The organism is Ramlibacter sp. MMS24-I3-19 (assembly GCF_050320135.1).
Taxonomy (GTDB): domain Bacteria; phylum Pseudomonadota; class Gammaproteobacteria; order Burkholderiales; family Burkholderiaceae_C; genus Ramlibacter.
This window is the reverse complement of record NZ_CP190017.1, coordinates 849887-865280: the sequence shown is the minus strand read 5'-3', so window position 1 is coordinate 865280 and position 15394 is coordinate 849887. Positions and strand designations below refer to the sequence as shown.

Annotated in this window: 17 protein-coding genes; 8 read left to right on the top strand and 9 right to left on the bottom strand. The window is 69.7% G+C overall.

Annotated features, from left to right (window positions below):
• Genes ACPWT1_RS04205 through ACPWT1_RS04190 form a run of 4 tightly spaced genes read left to right on the top strand, consistent with a single transcriptional unit; the run spans nucleotide 1 to nucleotide 2833 of the window.
• The gene (locus ACPWT1_RS04205) at nucleotides 1-864 is read left to right on the top strand and encodes a ParA family protein (RefSeq protein ID WP_427914161.1); all 864 of its coding nucleotides are present in this window, start codon (nucleotides 1-3) and stop codon (nucleotides 862-864) included.
• Nucleotides 861-1400: an RBBP9/YdeN family alpha/beta hydrolase gene (locus ACPWT1_RS04200; RefSeq protein WP_427914160.1), complete on the top strand. Its 540-nt coding sequence runs from the start codon at nucleotides 861-863 to the stop codon at nucleotides 1398-1400. The genes ACPWT1_RS04205 and ACPWT1_RS04200 overlap by 4 nt, the downstream gene beginning before the upstream one ends.
• A 24-nt stretch (nucleotides 1401-1424) precedes the next feature.
• Nucleotides 1425-2351 (top strand): ParB/RepB/Spo0J family partition protein, encoded by a 927-nt coding sequence (locus tag ACPWT1_RS04195; protein ID WP_427914159.1) that lies wholly within the window; start codon nucleotides 1425-1427, stop codon nucleotides 2349-2351.
• A 2-nt stretch (nucleotides 2352-2353) separates the two neighbouring features.
• Entirely contained in the window at nucleotides 2354-2833 is a 480-nt protein-coding gene (locus ACPWT1_RS04190; protein ID WP_427914158.1) for a BON domain-containing protein, read from the top strand.
• Nucleotides 2834-2952: 119 nt separating this feature from the next.
• On the opposite strand, the gene ACPWT1_RS04185 is transcribed toward ACPWT1_RS04190, so the two are convergent.
• Both ACPWT1_RS04185 and ACPWT1_RS04180 read right to left on the bottom strand, forming a co-directional pair.
• Nucleotides 2953-4377 carry an FAD-binding oxidoreductase gene (locus ACPWT1_RS04185; protein ID WP_427914157.1) on the bottom strand — a complete coding sequence of 475 codons (1425 nt, stop codon included), beginning with the start codon at nucleotides 4375-4377 and terminating at the stop codon, nucleotides 2953-2955.
• 54 nt (nucleotides 4378-4431) lie between these two features.
• Complete coding sequence (locus ACPWT1_RS04180) at nucleotides 4432-5157, bottom strand: hypothetical protein (protein WP_427914156.1); 726 nt, start codon at nucleotides 5155-5157, stop codon at nucleotides 4432-4434.
• 159 nt (nucleotides 5158-5316) lie between these two features.
• On the opposite strand from ACPWT1_RS04180, the gene ACPWT1_RS04175 reads away from it, so the two are divergent.
• On the top strand, nucleotides 5317-5901 hold the full coding sequence (locus ACPWT1_RS04175) for a cob(I)yrinic acid a,c-diamide adenosyltransferase (RefSeq protein ID WP_427914155.1): 585 nt from the start codon (nucleotides 5317-5319) through the stop codon (nucleotides 5899-5901).
• Between the two features lie 4 nt (nucleotides 5902-5905).
• On the opposite strand, the gene ACPWT1_RS04170 is transcribed toward ACPWT1_RS04175, so the two are convergent.
• From ACPWT1_RS04170 to ACPWT1_RS04155, 4 genes are all read right to left on the bottom strand, one after another.
• A complete protein-coding gene (locus ACPWT1_RS04170) occupies nucleotides 5906-6328 on the bottom strand; it encodes a hotdog fold thioesterase (protein ID WP_427914154.1) in 423 nt (140 codons plus the stop codon).
• 40 nt (nucleotides 6329-6368) lie between these two features.
• Complete coding sequence (locus ACPWT1_RS04165; RefSeq protein ID WP_427914153.1) at nucleotides 6369-7694, bottom strand: solute carrier family 23 protein; 1326 nt, start codon at nucleotides 7692-7694, stop codon at nucleotides 6369-6371.
• Nucleotides 7695-7765: 71 nt separating this feature from the next.
• Nucleotides 7766-8656, bottom strand: a complete 891-nt coding sequence (locus ACPWT1_RS04160) for an alpha/beta fold hydrolase (RefSeq protein WP_427914152.1) — start codon at nucleotides 8654-8656, stop codon at nucleotides 7766-7768.
• Between the two features lie 199 nt (nucleotides 8657-8855).
• Complete coding sequence (locus ACPWT1_RS04155; RefSeq protein ID WP_427914151.1) at nucleotides 8856-9458, bottom strand: TetR/AcrR family transcriptional regulator; 603 nt, start codon at nucleotides 9456-9458, stop codon at nucleotides 8856-8858.
• Between the two features lie 126 nt (nucleotides 9459-9584).
• Between ACPWT1_RS04155 and ACPWT1_RS04150 the strand changes: the two genes are divergently transcribed.
• Nucleotides 9585-11621, top strand: coding sequence for an acetoacetate--CoA ligase (locus tag ACPWT1_RS04150; RefSeq protein ID WP_427914150.1), 2037 nt, complete (start codon nucleotides 9585-9587; stop codon nucleotides 11619-11621).
• Nucleotides 11622-11627: 6 nt separating this feature from the next.
• On the opposite strand, the gene ACPWT1_RS04145 is transcribed toward ACPWT1_RS04150, so the two are convergent.
• The 3 genes from ACPWT1_RS04145 to ACPWT1_RS04135 are packed head-to-tail and all read right to left on the bottom strand — an operon-like array spanning nucleotide 11628 to nucleotide 13512.
• On the bottom strand, nucleotides 11628-12530 hold the full coding sequence (locus ACPWT1_RS04145) for a DMT family transporter (protein ID WP_427914149.1): 903 nt from the start codon (nucleotides 12528-12530) through the stop codon (nucleotides 11628-11630).
• A 38-nt stretch (nucleotides 12531-12568) separates the two neighbouring features.
• Nucleotides 12569-12997 carry a MarR family winged helix-turn-helix transcriptional regulator gene (locus ACPWT1_RS04140; protein WP_427914148.1) on the bottom strand — a complete coding sequence of 143 codons (429 nt, stop codon included), beginning with the start codon at nucleotides 12995-12997 and terminating at the stop codon, nucleotides 12569-12571.
• Nucleotides 12998-13002: 5 nt separating this feature from the next.
• Complete coding sequence (locus ACPWT1_RS04135; protein WP_427914147.1) at nucleotides 13003-13512, bottom strand: flavin reductase family protein; 510 nt, start codon at nucleotides 13510-13512, stop codon at nucleotides 13003-13005.
• A gap of 50 nt (nucleotides 13513-13562) precedes the next feature.
• Here ACPWT1_RS04135 and ACPWT1_RS04130 point away from each other — a divergent pair, with 50 nt between their 5' ends.
• Together ACPWT1_RS04130 and ACPWT1_RS04125 are read left to right on the top strand one after the other, a co-directional pair.
• Complete coding sequence (locus ACPWT1_RS04130; RefSeq protein WP_427914146.1) at nucleotides 13563-14606, top strand: peptidase M29; 1044 nt, start codon at nucleotides 13563-13565, stop codon at nucleotides 14604-14606.
• Nucleotides 14603-15391 (top strand): alpha/beta fold hydrolase, encoded by a 789-nt coding sequence (locus tag ACPWT1_RS04125; RefSeq protein ID WP_427914145.1) that lies wholly within the window; start codon nucleotides 14603-14605, stop codon nucleotides 15389-15391. Before ACPWT1_RS04130 ends, ACPWT1_RS04125 begins: the two co-directional genes overlap by 4 nt.
• Nucleotides 15392-15394 lie beyond the last annotated feature (3 nt).

Here is a 15394-nt window from a genome sequence, read left to right as displayed (position 1 = left end):
ATGGCCAAGATCTTCTGCATCGCGAACCAGAAGGGCGGCGTCGGCAAGACGACCACCAGCGTCAATCTCGCGGCGGGCTTGGCCAAGGTCGGCCAGCGCGTGCTGATGGTGGACCTGGATCCGCAGGGCAACGCCACCATGGGCTCGGGCATCGACAAGCGCAAGCTCGAGCTGTCGGTGTACGACGTACTGCTGGAAGCGGCCTCGATCACCGAAGCGCGCGTGCGCAGCGATCGCCTCGTGGAGGCTGGCTGCAGCTACGACATCCTCGGCGCCAACCGCGACCTCGCCGGCGCGGAAGTGGAACTGGTGGAACTGGAACACCGCGAGACCCGCCTGAAGACCGCGCTGTCCCAGGTCCAGGCCGAGTACGACTTTATCCTGATCGACTGCCCGCCGGCGCTGTCGCTGCTGACGCTCAACGGCCTGTGCGCCGCCCACGGCGTGATCGTGCCGATGCAGTGCGAGTACTTCGCGCTGGAGGGCCTGTCCGACTTGGTGAACACCATCAAGCAGGTGCACGCCAACCTGAACAAGGACCTGGAGATCATCGGCCTGCTGCGCGTGATGTTCGACCCGCGCATCACGCTGCAGCAGCAGGTGAGCGACCAGCTCAAGGCGCACTTCGGCGACAAGGTGTTCAACACCGTCATTCCTCGCAACGTGCGCTTGGCTGAAGCGCCGAGCTACGGCCTTCCGGGCCTGGCCTTCGATCCGTCGGCACGCGGCAGCCAGTCGTTCGTGGAGTTCGCCAACGAGATGGTCGAGCGCCTCGGCACGATGAAGGGTGTGACCGCGGTCCGCGCGACGAGCGCCGACCGCCCCGTCAGCCTGAGCGGATTGCTACATAAAAGAGAGCAGTGAAACCAGGCAATGTGCTCGTCCTGCCGGGCTGGCAAGGCAGCGGTCCGCAGCACTGGCAGACGCTGTGGGAACAGCACCATGGCTACCGGCGCGTGGAGCAGCACGACTGGAGGCATCCCCTGCGTGGTGACTGGATCGCGCGCCTCGAAGACGTGGTGCTCGCGTGCGACGAGCAGGCGGTGCTGGTGGCGCACAGCCTGGGCTGCGTCCTGGTCGCCGCGTGGGCCTCGGTCTCGCGCAACACGCGACGCGTGAAGGGCGCCTTGCTGGTGGCGCCGGGCGACACGGAGCGCGAGGAGGTGCGCGGTGCCCTGCGCAGCTGGTCGCCAGTCCCGCTCGACACGCTGCCGTTCCCCACGGTGCTGGTGGCGAGCCATGACGATCCCCATTGCAGCTTCGAGCGCGCGCGCCTGTTCGCAAGCGCCTGGGGCAGCCGTCTGGTCGACCACGGCAACAGCGGCCACATCAACGCCGAATCGGGCCTGGGCAGCTGGCCCGAAGGCCACCTGCTCCTGCAGGAGTTGCTGCAGGACTGACACACACGAGAGACGAGGGCACACATGGTGACCAAGAAACCCAAGGGACTGGGCCGCGGCCTCGAGGCGCTGCTCGGTCCCACCGCGCGCCAGGATGGCGAAGCTGCGGATGCGCCGGCGGCCAACGCAGGCCAGCCGGCGTCGCTGATGCTGGCCGACATGGTGCCGGGCATGTACCAGCCGCGCACGCGCATGGACGAAGGGGCGCTGTACGAGCTGGCCGAGTCGATCAAGGCGCAGGGCATCATGCAGCCGATCCTCGTGCGCAAGCTCAACGAGGGCGCCAACGCCGGCAAGTTCGAGATCATCGCGGGCGAGCGCCGCTTCCGGGCCGCCAGGCTGGCAGGCCTGGACAGCGTGCCGGTGCTGGTGCGCGACGTGCCGAACGAGGCCGCCGCCGCGATGGCGCTGGTCGAGAACATCCAGCGCGAGGACCTCAATCCGCTCGAGGAGGCACAGGGCCTGCAGCGATTGATCCGCGACTTCGGGCTCACGCACGAACAGGCCGCGCAGGCCGTCGGCCGGTCACGCAGCGCGGCGTCGAACCTGCTGCGCCTGCTGAACCTGGCCGACCCCGTGCAGACGATGCTGATGGCCGGCGACCTGGACATGGGCCATGCACGTGCGCTGCTGGCGCTCGAGCGCGCGGCGCAGATCACCGCCGCCAACCAGATCAGCGCGAAGAAGCTCTCGGTGCGCGAGGCCGAATCGCTGGTCAAGAAGATCGGCGCCGAATTCGCGCTGACCTCGCCGAAGCCGAAGAAGGAGAAGTCGCGCGACCTGCGGCGCGTCGAGGAGGAGCTCTCCGACCTGCTCACCGCCGAAGTCGAGGTGCGGCTGAAGAAGCGCGTGAAGCGCCACGGCCGCGTCGAGGAACTCGGCGAGCTGGCGATCCAGTTCGGCTCGCTCGACGAACTCAATGGGCTGATCGAGCGCCTGCGCAGCGGCTAGCCATGCGTCCGCGTGTCCTGCTCGCGGCGTCGCTCGCGTGTGCGCCCGTGTTCGCGCAGCAGGCCACGAATGCGTTCGACGACCCGTTCCTGCGCGCGACGTCGGCCATCGCCAACTGCCCGGTGCCGGCGGGCCCGCTGTACACGCCGGAGCAGGTGCGCGAGCAGGCGCACTCCCGGGCGCAGTCCGGCACCAGCTGCTACTACTCGGGTCGCTGCCGGCTGCCCAACGCCTATCTCTACGACAAGGAGATCGCGCCACGGGTGGTGCAGTACCTCAATCGCGACGAGCGACTCGCCGACAGCAGCGTGTGGATCACCGTGCGGCAGCGGCACGTGGTGCTGCAAGGCTGCGTGCGGACAAAGGAACAGGCCGAGACGATGGAGCGTTCGGTGGGCCTGATCGATGACGTGGTGGGCGTGGTGCCGCAGTTGTCGGTGCCGGGGGAGGCGCCGAAGTATCCGCTGGCGCACAAGCAGTAGGCCTCTGTCATTCCCGCGAAGGCGGGAATCCAAGGCTTGCGCTTCGTGAAGCGGGACGGGAGCTTGGGTCCCCGCCTGCGCGGGGACGACACGGTTCTCGTGTTCGGGTCGACCGGCGCTCAGAGCGCGAAGATCTTCCCCGGATTCATGATGTTCTTCGGATCCAGCGCGCGCTTGATCGTGCGCATCATGTCCACCGCGCCGGCACCGGCTTCGGTGACCAGGAAGTCCATCTTGTGCAGGCCCACGCCGTGCTCGCCGGTGCAGGTGCCGCCAAGGCTCAGGGCGCGCCCCACCAGCTTGTGGTTCAGGTCCTCGGCCACTTCGCGCTCGCGCGGGTCGTTCGGATCGAGCAGGTAGCCGAAGTGGAAGTTGCCGTCGCCGACGTGGCCGACGAGGAAGTAGGGGATGCCGCTGGCATCGGCCTCGGCCACCGAGTCGAGCAGGCAGTCGGCCAGGCGCGAGATCGGCACGCAGGTGTCGGTGGAGATCGCGCGGCAGCCCGGACGTGACTGGATCGCGGCGAAGTACGCGTTGTGCCGCGCGGTCCACAGGCGCGTGCGTTCCTCGGGCGTCGTGGCCCACTCGAACGCGTTGCCGCCGTACTCGCTGGCGATCTCCTGCACGGTCTCGGCCTGCTCCTTGACGCCGGCCGGCGAGCCGTGGAACTCCATCAGCAGCATGGGCTCTTCGCGCAGCCCGAGCTTGCTGTGGGCGTTGACCATGCGCACGCTGTTGACGTCGATGAGTTCCACGCGGGCGATCGGCACGCCCAACTGGATCACCTGGATGACGGTGCGCACCGCGGCCTCGATGCTCGGGAACGAGCAGATCGCCGCCGAGATGGCTTCGGGAATCGGATACAGCCGCAGCGTGACTTCGGTGATCACGCCCAGCGTGCCTTCGCTGCCCACCATCAGGCGCGTGAGGTCGTAGCCGGCCGACGACTTCTTGGCGCGCGTGCCGGTGCGGATCACCTCGCCGCTGGCGGTGACCACTTCCAGTCCCAGCACGTTCTCGCGCATGGTGCCGTAGCGCACGGCGTTCGTGCCCGACGCACGCGTGGCGCTCATGCCGCCGATGGTGGCGTCGGCGCCCGGGTCGATCGGGAAGAACAGGCCGGTGCTCTTGATCTCGTCGTTCAGGCGCTTGCGCGTGACGCCCGACTGCACGGTGACGGTGAGGTCCTCGGCATTCACGGACAGGATCTTGTCCATGCGGCCCAGGTCGATGCTGATGCCACCCTGCACCGCGAGCAGGTGGCCCTCGAGCGAGGAGCCGACGCCGAACGGGATCACGGGCACCTCGTACTGCGCAGCCAGCGCGACGGCATCGGCCACGTCCTGCGTCTTCTCGGCGAAGACCACGGCAGCGGGCGGTGGCACCTGGAACGACGACTCGTCGCGGCCATGCTGCTCGCGCACCGCCATCGCGGTGGAGCACTGCGCGCCGAAGCGCCGGACCAGCGCGTCGAGCAGGGCCTGCGGCACGGGCCGCTGGTGTGTTTCGGGAACCAGGTGCGTGAGGGCGGTGGGCGCGTTCATGGCGTGTCTCCTGCCGGCGCAGTTTACGCCCGGCAGGATGGCGCCATGGCCAGCTCAGCGCAGGCTGTCGTCGTACTCCGAGCGCGACACGACGCCGTCGCGGTTGGTGTCCATGTCGTCGAAGGACATGGTGACCATCGGCAGGCGCAGCGCCTCGGCGCGGGTGAGCAGGCCGTCGCCATCGGCATCGGCCTGCGAGAACAGCTGGGTCACCTGCAGCGCGGTGAGGGGGCCGCCGCCCATGGTCTGCAGCCGGCCCGGCGCCACCGAGGGCACGCCATTGGTGACACCCGCGAAGCCCGAGACCACGGCTGCACCGGTCGTTCCAGCGGTGGTGCCGGTGGTGGTCGAGGTCGTGCCCGTGGTTCCGGTCACGGTGCCCGTGGTCGTCGCGCCAACGCCGGTGTCGACGGGGATCACCACGACGCCGCGCGTGCTGCCGCCCGTCACAGTGGCCGTCGTCTCCGGCGTCGTGCTGCCCGCGCCGACGCCGCCGGTCGTGCCGCTGGTCAATCCTGAAGCCGCGGGCGAGCCTGGAGGAAGCGCCGGCGAACTGCCGCTGGTGAGGCCGCTCGCTGCCGGCGTGCCGTTGACCAGGCCCGGTGCAGCGCCGCTGGTGAGGCCCGACGGCGCGGGCAGGGCGCTGGGCGCCACGCGGGCCGGGGCGGCGCCGGGAGCGATGCGGCGGACCTGGCCGAAGGCGAAGCTGGCCATCAGGCACAGCACGACGGCCACGAGGATGGTGAGCGGGCCGGGATGGAAGCGGTAGGGACGGTGCATGGCGGACTCCTTGCACCTTCATGGTCGCGCCAGGCCGGGCGCGCGGTGTCACGCGAGCACGGTACCCGGCGTAGGACGCCACGCACGCTCATCGCGGCCAGGCCTGGGTGGACAATCGACGGGCGCGGCCCCGTCGCGCTGACGAAGGAGCGACACAGCATGGGCAAGCGCCTCACCCAGATCGCCACCCGCACCGGTGACGACGGCACCACCGGCCTTGGCGACAACACGCGGGTGCCCAAGAGCAGCCTGCGCGTGCAGGCCATGGGCGACGTGGACGAGCTGAACTCGCACATCGGCCTGCTGCTGTGCGAGGCCATGCCCGACCCCGTGCGTGCACTGCTGGTCGAGGTGCAGCACCAGCTGTTCAACCTCGGCGGCGAGCTCTCGATTCCCGGCTTCGAACTGCTCAAGCCCGAGGCACTGGCGGTGCTCGATGCCGCGCTGGCCGAGCACAACGCGCGCCTGCCCAAGCTGGAGGAGTTCATCCTGCCGGCGGGCACGCGGGGCGCATCGCAGGCGCATGTGTGCCGCACGGTCGCGCGACGGGCCGAGCGCGCCGTGGTCGCACTGGGTCAGGCCGAGACGCTGCACGACACGCCGCGGCGCTACCTCAATCGCCTGTCGGACCTGATGTTCGTGCTGGCGCGCGTGCTCAACCGCCTGGACGGCGGCGACGACGTGTACTGGAAGAGCCAGCGGCTGGCGCAGGGCACGAGCCCCGGCTCCGACGGCAACGGCTAGCGGTTCAGCGCGGCGCCAGGATCGCCATCGTGATGCGCGATGCACACGTGGGCCGGCCCTGCTCGTCGTGCAGGTCGATCTGCCAGACCTGCGTGGTGCGCCCGATGTGCACCGGCCGCGTGATGCCGGTCACCCACCCCTGCGTGGCGCCGCGCAGGTGGTTCGCGTTGATGTCGAGGCCGACGGCGCGATGGTCCGGCGGGCTGCTGTAGGCGGCGCCGCAGGATCCCAGCGTCTCGGCCAGCACGACCGACACTCCGCCGTGCAGCAGGCCATACGGCTGGCGCGTGCGTGCATCGACCGGCACGCGCGCCTTGATGAAGTCGTCGCCGACCTCGAGGAACTCGATGCCGAGCCGCTCGACCACGGTGCCCACGTGGGCCTGGGTGAGCAGCTCGACCGAGATGGGCTTCTGCCAGATGCGCATGCGCCCGATGATAGAAGTTGCGTCGCGCTGACTCAGTGCCTCAGTGCGCGGCAGCGCGCGGCGCCGCGTTGGCCGCGGGCCGTTGGGCGCGACCGAGCAGCGCGTACAGCAGGATGGCGCCGAAGGTCGCGGTGCCGATGCCGCCGAGCGCAAAGCCGCCGAACTTGAGCGTGAAGTCGCCGGTGCCCAGCACCAGCGTGAGGGCCGCAACGATCAGGTTGCGGTTGTCCGAGAAGTCCACCCGGTTGTCCACCCAGATGCGGGCGCCTGCGGCGGCGATCAGGCCGAACACCACGATCGAGACGCCGCCCATCACGGGCAGCGGGATGGCCTGGATCACCGCGCCGAACTTGGGCGAGAACCCAAGCACGATGGCGATCAGCGCAGCCGTCACGAACACCGCGGTCGAATAGATCTTGGTGGCCGCCATCACGCCGATGTTCTCGGCATAGGTGGTGACGCCGGTGCCGCCCGACGCGCCGCTCACGATCGTGGCGATGCCGTCGCCCAGGAACGCGCGGCCCATGTAGGCGTCGAGGTTGCGGCCCGTCATCGCGGTGACCGCCTTGATGTGGCCCAGGTTCTCGGCCACCAGGATGATCGCCACCGGCGCGATCATCAGCATCGCGGGGCCGCTGAAGACCGGTGCCACGAAGTGCGGCATGCCCACCCACGCGGCGTTGGCGATGCCGGAGAAGTCCATCGGCTTGCCCATGCCCAGGCCGTTGGTGAGCACCGCGTAGACGATGCTGGCCAGCAGCAGGCCGATGAGGATCAGCAGCCGCTGCACCATGCCGCGCGTGAACACCGCCACCAGGGCCACGCAGACGAACGTGACGGCCTGCATCCACGACTCGAAGTTGTTGGCGGCCATGTTCTTGACCGGCACGCTCGCGAGGTTCAGGCCGATGACGGCCACCACGGCGCCGGTGACCACCGGCGGCATCAGCCGCTCGATCCAGCCGGTGCCCACCGCCTGCACGATGCCGCCGATGATGGCGTAGACCACGCCGCACGCGATGATGCCGCCCAGCGCCACCGCGATGTTGGCGTTCGGCCCCTTGCCCGCGTACGCGGTGGCGGCGATCACCACGCCGATGAACGCGAAGCTGGAGCCCAGGTAGCTGGGCACCTTGCCGCCCGTGACCAGGAAGAAGATGAGCGTGCCGATGCCGCTCATGAGAATGCAGAGGTTCGGATCGAACCCCATGAGGATCGGCGCCAGCACCGTGGCACCGAACATCGCGATCACGTGCTGCACGCCCATCGCCGCGGTCTGCGGCCACGGCAGTCGTTCATCCGGCGCGATCACGCCTCCCTGCTGCAGCACCTGCGCGGGCTTCTCGGCCCAGGCAAACAGTCCCATGTCCGCTCCTTGTTGTGTGAAGCCTGCATGCTAAGCGGGGCAGGGCACTGCAACAAGGCGGCTCGGCGGCGTCAGCCCCCGCGCAGGAACTGCACGAGTTCCCGCAGCACGCGGTTGTCGCCCAGCAGCTTGCGATGGCCCAGTCCCTCGGTGGAGATCAGGCGGGCGCCCGCGATGGCGCGCACGAACGCTTCGCCGTGGGCGAACGGATTGATGCGATCGCCGCGGTCATGCACCACCAGCGTGGGCACGTGGATGCGGCCGCCCACGGCCTGCGGTTCGAAGTTGGCCATCAGCACGCCCTCGCGGGCCTCGATCAGCGCCTGCATGCGGGCGCGCGTTGCCTCCGAGAGCCCGAACACCTGGGCGAAGAAGCGCGTGTAGTCGCGGGCGGAGGCGGGCGGTGCCAGCAGCACCAGGCGCGCGGTCGCGAGCCCGCGGCTGGCGGCATGGGCAGCCGCGTTGGCACCCAGCGAATGCGCCACGATCGCGTGCAGCGCGTGGCCCTCGTGCAGCAGGCGCGCCGCCGCGTAGTCGATCGCACGCGAGAACTGCGGCAGGTTGCTCACCTGGCCCACGTTGTCGCCGTGCGCCGGCAGGTCCAGCAGCACTGGCCGCAGGCCTTCCGCCGCCACGGCCTCCGCCAGCGCGAGCAACTGACCCGCGTGGCCGCCCCAGCCGTGCACCAGCAGCACCGTCGGTGCACCGGACCGGGCAGCCCGTGTGTGCAACGTGAGGCTCGCGTCTTCGAACGGCCACCGCTCGGCATGCCAGTGCGCATCCCAGCGCGTCGGCCGGCGCAGCCAGCGGGGCGGCAACGGCGTGCCGAACAGCCGCAGCGCCGCGCGCACGGCGAGGGCCGGCCAGACGCGCTGCGCCGCGCCCAATGCCCAGCGCGACAGGCGCAGCCCGGGGCTGGCCTGGTAGAAGGTGGTGGTGGCTTCGATGGCAGTGCGGGTCATGGTCAGCTCCTCACCAGAACACCAGGTCGTCGTTGCTGCGCGGCATGTGGCGCAGCGAGGCCAGGACAACGCGGAGGACGCGCCACCCGCCGCAGGCAGCGGCAAGGACAAGGACGATCAGCATGGCGGATGCCTTTCTCGCACGACTGTGCGAAATTAAGTCGGACAGAGGGAATGCCTGTGCATGGCGGCGCTCGGATCAGGCGCGGTAGGTGGACAACAGGCGCTGCCAGGTGGCTTGGGCCCGCTCCGCCGCGCGAGCCTCGCGCAGGAAGCGCGCGTCGTGGATCAGGCCGAGGATCAGCGCATAGATCTCGCTGACCAGCTGCTCGGCATCGGTGCCGGCACGCAGGTGGCCGGCCTCGAGGGCCTGCAGCACGGTGCGTCGCAGCGCGGCGCGCCAGCGGACGACCGCGCCATGCAGGTGGTCGCGCAGCGGTCCCTCGCGATCGTCGAGCTCGAAGGCACCGGCCGAGAAGATGCAGCCGGTGCGCGTTTCGACGTCGCGGGTGCGCGCGATCCAGCGCTGCACGATGGCATCCAGCCGCGGCAGCCCCTTGGGCTGCTGCATGGCCGGTACGAACACGTCGTCGAGGAAGCTGCGACCCCATTCGTCGATGACCGCCTTCTGCAGGGTCTCGCGCGAGCCGACGCGCGAGAACACGCCGCTCTTGGACAGGCCGATGCTGTCGGCCACGGCCTGCAGCGTGATCGACTCCAGCCCCTCGCGACCCGCCAGCTCCATCGCGGCGCCCAGGATGGCGGCGCGCGTGAGCTCGGCTTTCTGGGTCTTGGCATCCATGGCCGGCAATTTAGCACGGTTGTCCGAAAAAACGCAACCGGCCCCTGCCGTGGCTCGGCCGCCTTGCGCCGCACTGCGGATGACCCGCGTAGCCATCCGTGCAGGCCGGCGCTAATCTCGACCGCCATGTCCCGCCGCATCGACAACGCCCCGACCCCGCCCCGCATCCCGCAGATCCGGCTCTACCAGGACTGGCTGCGCGAGCACCGCGGCCTGTCGTTCGACAGTTACGACGCGCTCTGGCGCTGGTCCGTCGAGGACCTGCCCGCCTTCTGGAGCAGCATCTGGGATTGCTTCGGCATCGCGTCACCGGCGCCGTACCGCGAGGTGCTGGCTGACGACCGCATGCCCGGCGCCGTGTGGTTTCCGGGCACGCAGGTCAACTACGTGCGGCAGGTGCTGCGGCATGTGGGCCCTGCCCACCGGGCCGGGCTGCCGGCGCTGGTCGCGCGCAACGAGCGCGGCCGGCATCGCGAGCTGAGCTGGCCCGAGCTGCAGCGGCAGGTGGCTTCCGTGGCGCTGCACCTGCGGTCGCAAGGGCTGCAGCCAGGGGACCGGGTCGCCGCCTACCTGCCCAACGTGCCGGAGGCGATCGTCGCGTTCCTCGCCGTCGCAGCGCTGGGTGGCGTGTGGAGCATCTGCGCGCCTGACATGGGGACCAATGCGGTGCTCGATCGTTTCAAGCAGATCGAGCCCAAGGTGCTGATCGCCTGCGACGGCGTCACCTACGGCGGCAAGGACCACGACCGCAGCGCGGTGGTGGCGCAGCTGCGTGCCGAGTTGCCGTCCGTGCGTCACGTGCTGGGGCTGCAGGTGCTCGGGCCAGGCGGACACGGGGCCTTCCAGCCGGACACCTGGTTCGACGAGGCGGCGATGCGCAACGATGCCGAGGCCGATGCGTTCGAGCCGCTGTGGGTGCCCTTCGACCATCCACTGTGGATCGTCTACTCCAGCGGCACCACCGGGCTGCCCAAGCCCATCGTGCACGGCCACGGCGGGATCATGCTGGTGATGATGGCGCACCAGGTGCTGCACAGCGACATCGGTTGCAGCTACCACCCCAACACCTTCGGCGAGCGCTTCCACTGGTACAGCTCCACGGGCTGGGTGATGTGGAACGCGCAGGTCGCGGGGCTGCTGGCCGGCACCACGTGCTGCCTGTACGACGGCAACCCTGGCGGCCCGAAAGACGCGCCGGACTGGAGCACGCTGTGGCGCTTCGGCGCCGAGGTCGGCACCACGTTCTTCGGTGCCGGCGCCGCGTTCTTCGCCAACTGCATGAAGGCCGGCGTGGATCTCGCGGCGCTGCCGGGGTTGCGCAGCGTGCGCGCGCTGGGCACGACCGGCTCGCCCTTGTCCGCCGACGTGCAGCGCTGGATCAACGCGCAATTCGCCAAGCTCGGCAAGCCGCACATGTGGTGGTCCAACATCTCGGGCGGCACCGACTTCGCCGGCGCCTTCATCGGCGGAAATCGCGAGTTGCCGCTGGTCCCCGGCGAGATGCAATGCCGGCTGCTCGGCTGCTCGGTGGAGGCGTGGAACGAGCGGGGCGAGCCGGTGATTGGCGAGGTGGGCGAGCTGGTGTGCACGCGGCCGATCCCGTCGATGCCGCTGTACTTCTGGAACGACCCCGGCAACCAGCGCTACATGGCCTCGTACTTCGACATGTACCCGGGCGTCTGGCGCCACGGCGACTGGCTGAAGATCACGAAGCGGGGCGGCTGCATCATCTACGGTCGCAGCGACGCCACCATCAACCGCCACGGCCTGCGCATGGGCACCAGCGAGCTGTATGCAGCCGTGGAGGCGCTGCCCGAGGTGCTCGATGCGATGGTGGTCGACCTGGAGTTCCTGGGGCGCGAGAGCTGGATGCCGCTGTTCGTCGTGCTGCGTCCGGGGCTCGCGCTCGACCAGGCGCTCAAGACCAGGATCAACGACGCGATCCGCCACGCGGTGAGTCCGCGGTTCGTGCCGGACCAGGTCTACCAGGTGGCCGAGATCCCGCGCACGCTCACCGGCAAGAAGCAGGAGCTGCCGGTGAAGAAGCTGCTGCTCGGCCAGCCTCTGGAGAAGGTTGTCAACCGCGAGGCCATGGCGAATCCGGCGTCGCTGGACTGGTTCGTGCAGCTGGCGCGCGAGCGCGAGCAGGCCCGCGCGGCCTGAGCGCGGTCAGCGGCTCGCGGGCCTGCGGTTCACCAGCACGATGCCGACCGCGACGCCCAGCAGCGCCAGCACCAGCTGCGTCGTCAGGTGCTCGTGCAGCAGCACCACGCCGAACACCAGCGCGAACACCGGTGTGAGGAAGGTGAACGAGGACATCTGCGTCGCCGGGTAGTGCCGCAGCAGCCACATCCAGGCCAGGTAGCTGATGAAGGCGCCGATGACGGTCTGCGCGGCGAGCGAGCCCCACGCATGCGCGGAGTAGTGCAGCGACCAGCTCTCGCCCAGCACCAGCGAGAGGAACGGCGCGACGACCGCGGTGACCGCCACCTGGTAGAAAAGCGTCTTCTCGGCCGAGGCCGTGGCCAGCCGCGTGCTGCGGATCACCAGCGTCGTCAGTCCCCACAGTGCACCGGCCACCAGCGCCATCGCGTCGCCGCGCAACTGGCGCGCGGTGGTCTCGCCCGTGAAGCCTTCGCTGAACGCCACGGCGACCGCCGCGAACGCGATCACCAGCCCGACCCACTGCATGCCACGCAGGCGCTCCGTCGGCACCAAGCGTGGCAACAGCAACGCCACCACGAAGGGCGAGGTGTAGAGGAACACGGTGAGCCGCGACGCCGTGGTGTTCAGCAGGCCCAGGTAGATGCAGGTGAACTCGCCAGCGAAGAGGGCGCCGGCCAGCAGCCCGGCGCGCAGCGTGCCGTCGCGCGCGAACAGCGGGACGCGGCGGAACGCGCACCATAGCCCGAGCAGCGCGGTGGCACCGGCGAACCGCAATGCCGCCTGCCAGAGCGGCGGCACCTCGCCCACGGTGGACTTGATCAGGATCTGCTGGAACCCCCAGAACAGGCAGCACGCGAGCAGCAAGGACACGGCCAGCGTGTCGAGATGGTGTTTGCGGTCGGTCATCGGCCGCCGATGCTAACGGCAGCCGACGTGCCGCCGTCTCACGCGTGCTGCGCGATCTTCTCCAGCAGCTTGCGCAGCGCCGCCTTCTCGGTCGCACCGAGCGAGCGCAGCACGCGCGCCTCGTGCTCGCGCGCGGCCTCGACCAGCGGCTTGACCAGCCGCCGGCCGGCCGGCGTGACCTTCACCAGCGTGCGGCGCTGGTCGGCTGCGTCGGCGTGCAACGCGACCCAGCCCTGGTCGGCCATGCGCTGCACGAGCTTGGTGACCGTGGGCTGCTTGGACAGCACCTCCTGCGCGAGCTGGCTGACGGTGAGCGGATCGCCGTCGTGCAGCGTGGCCAGCACGCGCCACTCGATCGAGCTGAGGCCGCGCGCGCGCACCTGCGCATCGAACTCCTTGTACAGGGCGTGGTTGGCCTGCCCGAGCAGGTAGCCCAGGTAGGTGTCGACGAATCGATCGCCAGCCATGGGCGTCAGATCGGCAGTTCGGTGTAGAAGCGCCCGCCGTGGAACAGCAACGGAGCGGCGCCCGGCCGCCAGGTGCAGCGCTCGACCTCGCCGACGAAGATGACGTGGTCGCCTTCCTCGTAGCGGCTGCGGTTGAAGCACTCGAAGGTGGCCACCGCGCCCTGCAGCAGCGGCGCGTTGCCGGTGCCGTGCGTGTACTCGACGCCGCCCCAGCGGTCGGCGCCCTTGATGGCGAAGCGCTCGGCCAGCGTCTTCTGCTCGGCCGACAGGATGTTGATGGCGTAGTGCGAGCCGGTGCTGAAGGCTGGCAGCGACGCGGCGGCGCGCGCCAGGCTCCACAGCACCAGCGGCGGATCGAGCGAGACCGAGTTGAAGGAACTGGCGGTCAGGCCGATGGGCTTGCCGTCGGCGGTCACCGCGGTGACGATGGTGACACCGGTGGCGAACATGCCGAGGGCCGAGCGGAATTCCTTCGGCGAGAACGAGGGCGGCTGGGCCTGGCGGGGTGGGCTCATCGGCAGCGTTGCATGAAATTTCATGTAGTATGGTCCAAAGCCCGTGCCCCATGTTGCAGGACACCGCCGACCCCGCCTGGCTCGAAGCCTTCGAACGCGTGCTGCGGCGTTGCGCGGTCGAGCCCGGCGATACCGTCGCGGTGCTCGCCGAGACCCAGAGCCGTCCCATCCTGGTCCAGCTCGCACAGCTCGCCGCGGCGCGTGTCGGAGCCCACGTCTTCACCCTCTGCATGCCCACGCCGTTCACGCCCGGTGTGCCGCCCGCCCGCTCCACTGGAGCCTCCAATGCTCTGCAAAACATAGCGCCCGCGATCGCGGCACTGGCTGGCAGCACGCTGGTGGTGGACTGCACCGTCGAGGGCCTGATGCACGCGCCGGAGCTGCCCGCCATCCTCGAGGGCGGTGCACGCGTGCTTTATGTGAGCAACGAACACCCCGAAGCGCTGGTCCGCTTGGCTCCTTCGGGTGATGGCTCCTTGGAGCTACGCGTGAAGGACCACGTGAAGCGGTTGCGGGCGGCCAAGCGCATGCGCGTGACGTCTCCAGCGGGCACGGACCTGGCGATCTCGCTCGCCGGTGCGGTCACCGGCGGCAACTGGGGTTACACCACGCGGCCGGGCACGATGACGCACTGGCCCGGTGGCCTGGTGCTGGCGTTTCCCGCGGCGGGCACGGTCAATGGCCGGCTGGTGCTGGCGCCCGGCGACGTCAACCTCACGTTCAAGCGCTACATCGAGCAGCCGATCACGTTGGCCATCGAAGCCGATCACATCACCCAGATCGATGGCAGTGGTGTCGACGCGGACCTGATGCGCAGCTACATCGCCGCGTGGGGCGATCGTTCTGCCTACGCCGTGAGCCATGTCGGCTATGGCCTCAACGAGGCGGCACGCTGGGACAGCATGGCGCTGTACGACAAGCGCGATTTCAACGGCACCGAGCTGCGCGCGTTCGCCGGCAATTTCCTGTACAGCACCGGCGCCAACGAGGTCGCCGGCCGGCACACGCTGGGGCACTTCGACCTGCCGCTGCGCGGTTGCACGGTGGACCTCGACGGCACGGTCGTGGTCGGCGCCGGGAAAGTGGTGGCGTGACCGGCCTGCCGACGTTCACCACGCTGGGCTCCGGTCCCACGGTGCTGATGCTGCATGGCATCGGCGGCGGCCACCTGGCATTCGCACCGCAGGTCGAGACCTTCGCCTCCAGCGGGTACCGGGCCGTCGCCTGGGACATGCCCGGATACGGGCACAGCGCGCCCATCGAGCCTTACACGTTCAAGGGACTGGCGGAGCGCTGCATCGCGCTGATCGAGAGCCTGAAATGCGGCCAGGTCGTGCTGCTGGGCCACAGCATGGGCGGCATGGTGGCGCAGGAAGTGGTGGCGCGGCGGCCCGAGCTGGTGAGCCGGCTGGTCCTGAGCGGCACGTCGCCGGCGTTCGGCAAGTCCGATGGCGAGTGGCAGCGCGCCTTCCTGCGCGAGCGCACGGCGCCGCTGGACGAAGGCAAGTCGATGGCGGACCTGGCCGAGATCCTGGTGCCGCAGATGATCGGCCCGGGCTCGCTGCCCGAAGGCGTGCGGCTCGCGCAGCACTGCATGGGCACCGTGAATCCCTCGACCTACCGCCGCGCGCTGGAGGCGCTGCTCACGTTCGACCGCCGCGCCGACCTCGCGCGCATCCACGTGCCCACGCTGCTGATCGCCGGCGAGCAGGACAAGGTGGCATCACCGGCGGTGATGAAGAAGATGGCGCAGGCCATCATCGGCAGCACCTACATCGAGCTGCCCGGCATCGGCCACCTGCAGAACCTGGAGGCGCCGGACGACTACGACGCCGCGGTGCTGCGGTTCCTGGCATTGCCACGGCAACTGCTGCATTGAGCG